The sequence below is a fragment of the Pantoea sp. CTOTU49201 genome (genome assembly GCF_032054795.1).
GTDB lineage: Bacteria > Pseudomonadota > Gammaproteobacteria > Enterobacterales > Enterobacteriaceae > Pantoea > Pantoea symbiotica.
Window position 1 is genome coordinate 1 of sequence record NZ_DAMBSA010000101.1, and the last position, 7,024, is coordinate 7,024.

Consider the following 7,024-nt stretch of genomic DNA (forward strand, 5'->3'; position numbering starts at 1 on the left):
CGACTAACGGATTGCCGAGCAGCGCCAGCAGCGCCTGCTGACGATCGCCGTGCACGGCGGCTTCGATGGTCAGACGTTCAAACGCTTTGATCTGCTGCGTCAGGCCATTCATCAGCGGCGGCAACTCGCCAAACACCAGCGGATGCGCGCCTTGCGCATCAACCAGGCAGTTCACTTCCACCACCGCATCATCTGGCAGGCCATGAATCGCGCCGTTGTTGCGACAGTTCACCACCAGATTTTTGCCACTGTTATTGTGAATCGCGCTGATCAGTTCAACCGCCACTTCGGAGTAGTACGCGCCGCCACGGAAACTCAGCTGCTCGGGTTTGTGTGCCAGATGCGGATCGGCATACAGCTCGAATAGCTCGGCTTCCACTTTCATTACCTGCTCCGCGCGCGTGCCTTCATGACCGTTTTGCGCTTTCTCCTGCTCTTCGGCCAGCATCTGCGGCGTTTGCCAATAATAGCGATGATACGGGCACGGAATCGCCTTGAGCGCGCGCAGGAACTGCGGCGACCACGGCATATCTTTGATGTTGTTCATGGTGAGCGATTGGCCATCGCACAGTTGTTCAATCACCTGCGAAGTGACATCCTCGCCGCGACAGGTCACCTGATGCACCCATACCAGATGATTGAGCCCGGCGAAGCGCAGTTGCACCTCATCCCAGGGCGCGTCGAGCATACCGGCAATCATGTGGTGCATATTCACCGGAACATTACACAGCCCAATAATTTTCGCCTTGCTGTAGCGCGACACCGCTTCCGTCACAATGCCCGCCGGATTGGTGAAGTTGATGATAAAGGCGTCCGGTGCCAGCTCTTCTACTTTGCGCGCCACATTAAGCATCACCGGAATGGTGCGCAGCGCTTTGGCAAAACCGCCCACGCCGGTGGTTTCCTGGCCGAGCCGTCCATATTTCAGTCCGAGGCGCTCATCTGCAGCACGCGCGGCAAGCTGACCCACACGCAGCTGCGTCAGCACAAATCGGGCACCGCGAATCGCTTCATCGAGTTCAAAATGCACGCTGATTTTTACCTGTTCCAGCCCGTTTTGTTGCAGCATGCGGCGAGTGAGATCGGCGATGACCTGCACCTTTTCACGTCCCTGCTCGACATCCACCAGCGCCAGTTCCGTCACCGGCAGCTGCGCATAGCGATTGATGATCCCTTCTACCAACTCCGGTGAATAGCTGCTGCCACCACCAATAATGGCCATCTTAAGCATTCGTGCCTCCTGCCGCAGTGCGGCGGTAAAGTTCAATGATTTCGCCTGCCAGATCCTGAATCAGCATGGCGTTCATCAGATGATCTTGGGCATGGACCAAAATCAACGTGACCGGCAACTTGCCGCTGCCTTCGTCCAGACCAATCAGCGCGGTTTGCTGCTGGTGCGCCGCGCTAATGCTTTCGTTTGCCGCCGCTAACTGTTGCTGCGCCTCGCTGAAGCGCCCTTCTCGTGCCAGCCGCAGCGCGCTAATTGCCGCGCTGCGGGCTGCGCCGGCTTGCACCAGCAGCAGCATAATTTCCTCTTCAAACTCGATAGCCACGATTTCAGACATGCAAAATCCCCCACAGCACAAAGCCGTGTAATGTCGGTCAGATGGGTTAAAACAGACGGTTAGGAAGTGTGTAACGCCAGCGCTTTATCAAGCACCTGTTCGCCACGCATCATGCCGTAATCCATCATGTCGATGACGGCGACAGATTTGCCCTGTGGCGCGGCAATCGCGGTAAGACGGGCAGCTTCGAACTGCACCTGCGGGCCGAGTAGAACGACATCGGCATCTGGCAGAATACGTTCGAATTCCGCCACCGGCACGGCTTTGATGTCGATTTCCAGACCGCGACCTAAAGCGGCGTGCTGCATTTTGCTCACCAGCATGCTGGTTGACATGCCTGCAGCACAGCAAAGTACGATGCGCATAATTTCTTCTCCTGTGATTTGTCCCGGCCATTTAAGACCTGTCTCAGAGAAGCTGTAAAGTGGCTGCGGGCAGAGGATTTTCTGATGGATTAATAATTTAACGATATAAATCAGCTTGATAAAACAAAACTCTCCATGAAAATATTTTTCACGAGTGTGATCTTAACCGTAATTTAACAGTCACAATCCCAACAAAAGCCGATAATCAGATGAAAAAAAGCTCAACATGAAAAATAATTTCATGCATGATGGACACTCGCTACTGAGGATGTGATGAGCTGATGGATATTGTCTGGCAATTACGGCAGCAATCGGAGCGCGCGGATGCGCAGGAATCGAGGCTGGCGCGGTTTTTTCTGGCTAAATTGGGTGCGACTGAGCAGGCCACCATGGAAAGTCTCGCCACGCAGGCCGGCGTGAGTCCGGATGTGCTGCGACGCTTTGCCACGTCGGCTGGCTGTCAGGATCTCGATGATTTTCTTCGTCAGGTGCGTAAAGCCGGTCAGCAACAGAACGTGGAATTGATTGATGTCATCCGCCAGCGGCAATCATCGCTAAGCCAGCAGGAGAAACGCGTTGCCGAGGCTATTCTCAGCGACACCGCTTTTGCTGCCTCCGCCACCATCGAACAACTTGCCGGACGTGCCGAAGTTAGCGCCGCCACCATCACCCGCTTTGCCCGTTCGCTGGGTTGCGAAGATATCCGCGATTTACGCATGCGGCTAGCACGCGCGCCACAGCAGCGTACTAGTAACGCGATTGCACCCATCGAGACGATTACTCAGGCATTAACCCAGCAATACGCGCAAGCGGAAACCGCGACCTGGCAACGCGCCGCAGAGATGTTGCGCAAGGCCAGAAGCGTGCTGCTGATTGGCGCGTCGGGGCTGCAAACTGCGCTGGTGGCGGAAGTCCATCAACGCCTGCAAAACGCTGGATTGCCCATTGCATGGATTCAGGATGACAACCTGCTGAGTATGACGCTGAGCCGTTTGCAGCCGGATGATCTGTTGCTGATTCTCGCGCCGGATGCGGTTAACAGCCACGTGCTCAGCGCGGTACATCATGCTCATATTCAAAAAACGCCGGTGATCGCGCTCTGTGCTCAGACCTTAGACCTGGCGAATCAGGCCGATATCTGGCTGCCGCTGCCGGATGCAAAAAACGCACGCCGTTACGGCATTTTGTTTGCGCTGGATCGGCTGGAAGCCGCGCTTTAAGCGTTGGGTTACTTAAACAGATCCCCACGATACTTGAACAGCTCCAAATCTGAGGCGATGCCGAGTTTTTTCATGCCGGTTTGCTTGTGAGCACTGATAGTTTTGCGGCTGCGATTGAGCTTTGCAGCGATTTCGATCACTTGCATGCCATCAATAAAACAGCGAATCACTTCCGCTTCACGCGCCGTGAGCAGTTTACTCAGCTGCGTCACCCGTGAAACCTCATTCGACTCTTCCTGCAGAATAGGACGATCGCGCTTACGGCCAGGCAATTGGCTTAGCTGGCTGGCGATGTCATCCGGCAGCGAGCGTTTGCCAGCAGCGATGTTACGGATTGCCACAAAGTAAGCCGGCGACTCTTCACGTTTGGTGATGTAGCCTTTTACGCCCAGATGCAGAGCGGCACGGATCACCGCAACACTTTCCATCGACGATGACAGCAAAATTTTCAGCTGCGGATGATGTGTACGAATGTGCTTGATCAGCGATAAGCCATCCAACTGGTCATTACCCAAAATGTAATCCAGCACCAACACATCGGCGCTATTCTGACCCAGCCAGGCCATCAGCGCTTTGCTGGTGCCAAACGTCGCCAGCATAGTTATATCTGGCTCACGCGTGGCAGCGACTTCGAATGAGAAGCGCATCATGGGATGATCATCCAGCATCACCACCGTAATTTTGTTTGCGTGAAACACTGCCATCTGCCACCTCGGTAACCTGAAACTCATGATAAAAATCTGTTCGTATCAGGCCAGCAATAATTGGCGTGTCTTCAGGCTGTATCGATACGGTTTGACTCAGCATAGGCATTACCGGGACTTTTCTGAAGCGTCGAATGCTTAGGCACGCGTAGGAAAATACTTATATTATTTTTCATGCACTTACTACTGACAACCAAGACCTGGCCTGGCTATTTCCATGCAGCATTACGTCAAAATGCAGGGTAGAAACATTAGCGATTATTTGACGATGAAAAACGGACTGCTCCTTTACCTCTTGCTCGCCCTTCTGACCCTGGTTTTCATGCCAGGGCTGCCGCATGCGCAAGGACAAGCGCTAACGCTGGTCCCGCGCATTGAAGTCAATCCGCCGCCGGTAACCTTTGCCGCGAATGTTCGCGCGTGGCTGCAAACGCATCCCGTGGTGCGCGTCGGCGTGTGGGGCGTGTCTCAGCCGCCGGTCAGTTTGGGCCTGGAGCGTGGGCAGTTGGCGGGCATAGATGCAGATTATCTGGCGCTGCTCGAATCGACGCTACAGGTACATTTTGAGCTGGTTCACTATCGCAGCCGTGCCGAGGCGATTCGCGCGCTGAACCACAATGAAGTCGGCATGCTGGCGATCTGGACACCCGATCTCGCGCCGCACACATCGGTGCACGCTTCGCTGCCGTGGCTGAACGATCGTGCGGTGGTCGTCACGCGCGCCGGACAGCAAGCGCCGGGCGGCAAGCTGCCTTTGCTGGTGATGGACAGCCAAACGCTGCCGGAGGTCAGTCCTTCGCCTGAAGCGTTTGAAGATTACTATCAGGCGATCAATTCCATCGCCTTTGGCCAATCCAGCGCCGCCGGTTTTAGCCATGCCACCGCCAGCTATCTGCAGCGCAATAATCAACTCGATAATCTGTGGCTACTGCCGCATCCTTCGCTTGGCGAATTCCGGCTCACTTTTGGCGTGCCGGCTGCCGAACCGCAATTGCTGAGCGCCATCAATAATGTGCTCACTCATCTGCCGCTGGTCAGCCGCTTGCGCATTGCGCAAGGCTGGGGCATGGATCGTGAAGCGGTGCTCGGTCATCCCACGTTATCACTCACGTCGCAAGAGCTGGCATGGAGCCAGCAAAATCCCGCCATCACCGTATTGCTGGATGGTCGGCGCGAACCCATCAGTTTTGTCAGCCAGCAAGGTGAACCCTCCGGCCTGGCGATCGATGTGCTACGGCACATCAGCGAGCGCTTCGGCTTACAGTTCGACTATCAAATGGCTGAAGACGATGCACAGCTAACCGCGCTGTGGGTGAAATATCCGCAGGCGATTATGGCCAGCAGTTTGACGGTGCCGGGAGAACCGGAAGCCGCTGATCCGTCAATGACTCAAAGCGAACCCTGGCTGGTGACGCCAGCGGTGCTGGTGATGCAACGCAACACCATTCAGCCCGCCTCGCTGCACGAGTTGGCGGGCGAGAAAATCGCTATTCAGCAAAATAACCCGTTGATTCCGTGGCTGAAAACCTGGTATCCAACGCTGCAATTGGTCATCACCGACACGCTGCAGCAGGCGCTGGTGCTGGTTAATAACGGCGAGGCGCACGGCGCGATTGGATCGCAATTCTCCGTGCAGTATCAGCTGAAGCGCAATCCGTTCAATCGTCTGCATCAGTCACTTTCACTGCCGGTAAAACCGTATAGCGTGGGCTTTGCCGTCCAGCGAGCAGATTCACCCGCGCTCAGCATTCTTAACAAAGCGCTACAGCATACGCCGCCCGACAGGCTGATGAGCATGGCCAGTTCCTGGCGTGACACGCTGCTGGCACCGGACCAGAAATCATCACGCGAATTTTCCCCCACCTTAGTCGCGATTTCCATGCTGCTGGCGTTGCTGCTGTTCCTGTTGGTGGGCTGGTGGATTGGTCGATTGTGCCAGTCGCTGAAAGCCCTGCGCGAACGCCTCAACAGTAATCAGACATTGATTCGTCAACTGCAGGAAGCCAAAGCCGAGAATGATCGGGTGCTCGAGGCGCGTAATGCCTTTATGAAGAGCATGGGACACGAAATTCGCACCCCGCTCAATGCCATTACCGGCCTGCTGGAACTGGAACTGGAGCGATTACACAGCCAGCATCAGCACAATGAAAATTTGCAAACGGTGTATGAATCCGCCTGTTCACTGCTCTCCATAACCGGCGATGTGTTTGATATTTTCCGCGCTGAGGCGCGTGATGAACAGAGCCGCATTCGCGTGGTGAATCTGCCTTCGTTACTGCGCAGCACGGTGGCGCTGTTCCAGCAGCAAGCCGAGGAGAAAGGCTTGCGCCTGCATGTCACGCTGGATCCCGATGCGCCGCGCGTGGAGTTTGATCCGCTGCTGATTATCCGCATTACCTCCAGCCTGTTACGCAATGCCATTCAGCACACCCAGCACGGCGATATCACGGTGACGTTGTGCTGTGAAGCGCAGAATGCCAATGGCTATTTACCGCTGGCGATCGCCGTCAGCAATCAGAGTGACGGCCTGCTCGCGCAGCAGTGGCAAGCGTTACAAGGCGCTGATGATACGCGCGCCTGGGCGGAAACCGGCTTTAGTCTGGCGGCCTGCCAGCGCATGGCGCAGGATGCTGGCGCGCAGCTCAAGGTCGAAAGCGTGTCCGGAGAGAGCAATAGCGTGAGCTTGCACTTCTCCGCAGCACCAGTGAAAGCATCATCTATTGCGCCACGCGCTGCGGCAGAGTCCAGCCTTAAAGTGCTGATCGTTGACGATTATCCGCCTGCTCGTCTGTTGCTGAGCCAGCAGCTGCAAAAGGCGGGTTGCGAGGTGCTGAGCGCGATAGATGGTCAGCAAGGGCTGACGCTTTGGCAGCAACATCAGCAGGAGATTGGTTTAGTGATTACCGACTGCACCATGCCGCAGATGGACGGCTTTGCCATGAGCCGTGCGATTCGGCAACGAGAGAAAAACCAGCAGCTGACCGCGACACCAATCTACGCCTTAACGGCGATGAGCAGTTTTGATGCCGCTGAAGATTGCCGCAAGGCAGGCATTGATGGCTGCCTGACCAAGCCGATTACGCCAACAGAGTTACGTGAAATTCTGGCGAGTTGTCTGCGCACAAAGGAAACCACAGATTCCGCCCAGCGCGCCGGCTTTTAACCCTTCA

6 protein-coding genes are annotated in these 7,024 nt (G+C 55.7%); 2 read left to right on the plus strand and 4 right to left on the minus strand.

Translation table 11 applies throughout. The annotated features are described in order from the left end of the window. The 3 genes from RTY00_RS09585 to RTY00_RS09595 form a co-directional block, all read right to left on the minus strand. Window positions 1–1,231: 6-phospho-beta-glucosidase (locus RTY00_RS09585; protein ID WP_312664255.1), on the minus strand; the 1,231-nt coding region annotated here is incomplete at its 3' end. After that, window positions 1,224–1,565 carry a PTS lactose/cellobiose transporter subunit IIA gene (locus RTY00_RS09590; RefSeq protein WP_312664257.1) on the minus strand — a complete coding sequence of 114 codons (342 nt, stop codon included), beginning with the start codon at window positions 1,563–1,565 and terminating at the stop codon, window positions 1,224–1,226. The genes RTY00_RS09590 and RTY00_RS09585, both read right to left, overlap by 8 nt. Window positions 1,566–1,624: 59 nt before the next feature. Then, entirely contained in the window at window positions 1,625–1,933 is a 309-nt protein-coding gene (locus RTY00_RS09595) for a PTS sugar transporter subunit IIB (RefSeq protein WP_179453067.1), read from the minus strand. 278 nt (window positions 1,934–2,211) lie between these two features. Here RTY00_RS09595 and RTY00_RS09600 point away from each other — a divergent pair, with 278 nt between their 5' ends. Continuing rightward, complete coding sequence (locus RTY00_RS09600; RefSeq protein ID WP_312664258.1) at window positions 2,212–3,150, plus strand: MurR/RpiR family transcriptional regulator; 939 nt, start codon at window positions 2,212–2,214, stop codon at window positions 3,148–3,150. A gap of 8 nt (window positions 3,151–3,158) precedes the next feature. Here RTY00_RS09600 and RTY00_RS09605 read toward each other — a convergent pair whose 3' ends face one another. Next, complete coding sequence (locus RTY00_RS09605; protein WP_312664259.1) at window positions 3,159–3,854, minus strand: response regulator transcription factor; 696 nt, start codon at window positions 3,852–3,854, stop codon at window positions 3,159–3,161. A gap of 322 nt (window positions 3,855–4,176) precedes the next feature. On the opposite strand from RTY00_RS09605, the gene RTY00_RS09610 reads away from it, so the two are divergent. Further along, window positions 4,177–7,017 (plus strand): response regulator, encoded by a 2,841-nt coding sequence (locus RTY00_RS09610; RefSeq protein WP_312664260.1) that lies wholly within the window; start codon window positions 4,177–4,179, stop codon window positions 7,015–7,017. Window positions 7,018–7,024 lie beyond the last annotated feature (7 nt).

Excerpts from the sequence above, each read along its gene's own strand:
- RTY00_RS09610 (WP_312664260.1), top strand. The coding sequence starts at position 4,177 with ATGCCAGGGCTGCCGCATGCGCAAGGACAAGCGCTAACGCTGGTCCCG.
- RTY00_RS09600 (WP_312664258.1), top strand. The coding sequence starts at position 2,212 with ATGGATATTGTCTGGCAATTACGGCAGCAATCGGAGCGCGCGGATGCG.
- RTY00_RS09605 (WP_312664259.1), bottom strand. The coding sequence starts at position 3,854 with ATGGCAGTGTTTCACGCAAACAAAATTACGGTGGTGATGCTGGATGAT.
- RTY00_RS09590 (WP_312664257.1), bottom strand. The coding sequence starts at position 1,565 with ATGTCTGAAATCGTGGCTATCGAGTTTGAAGAGGAAATTATGCTGCTG.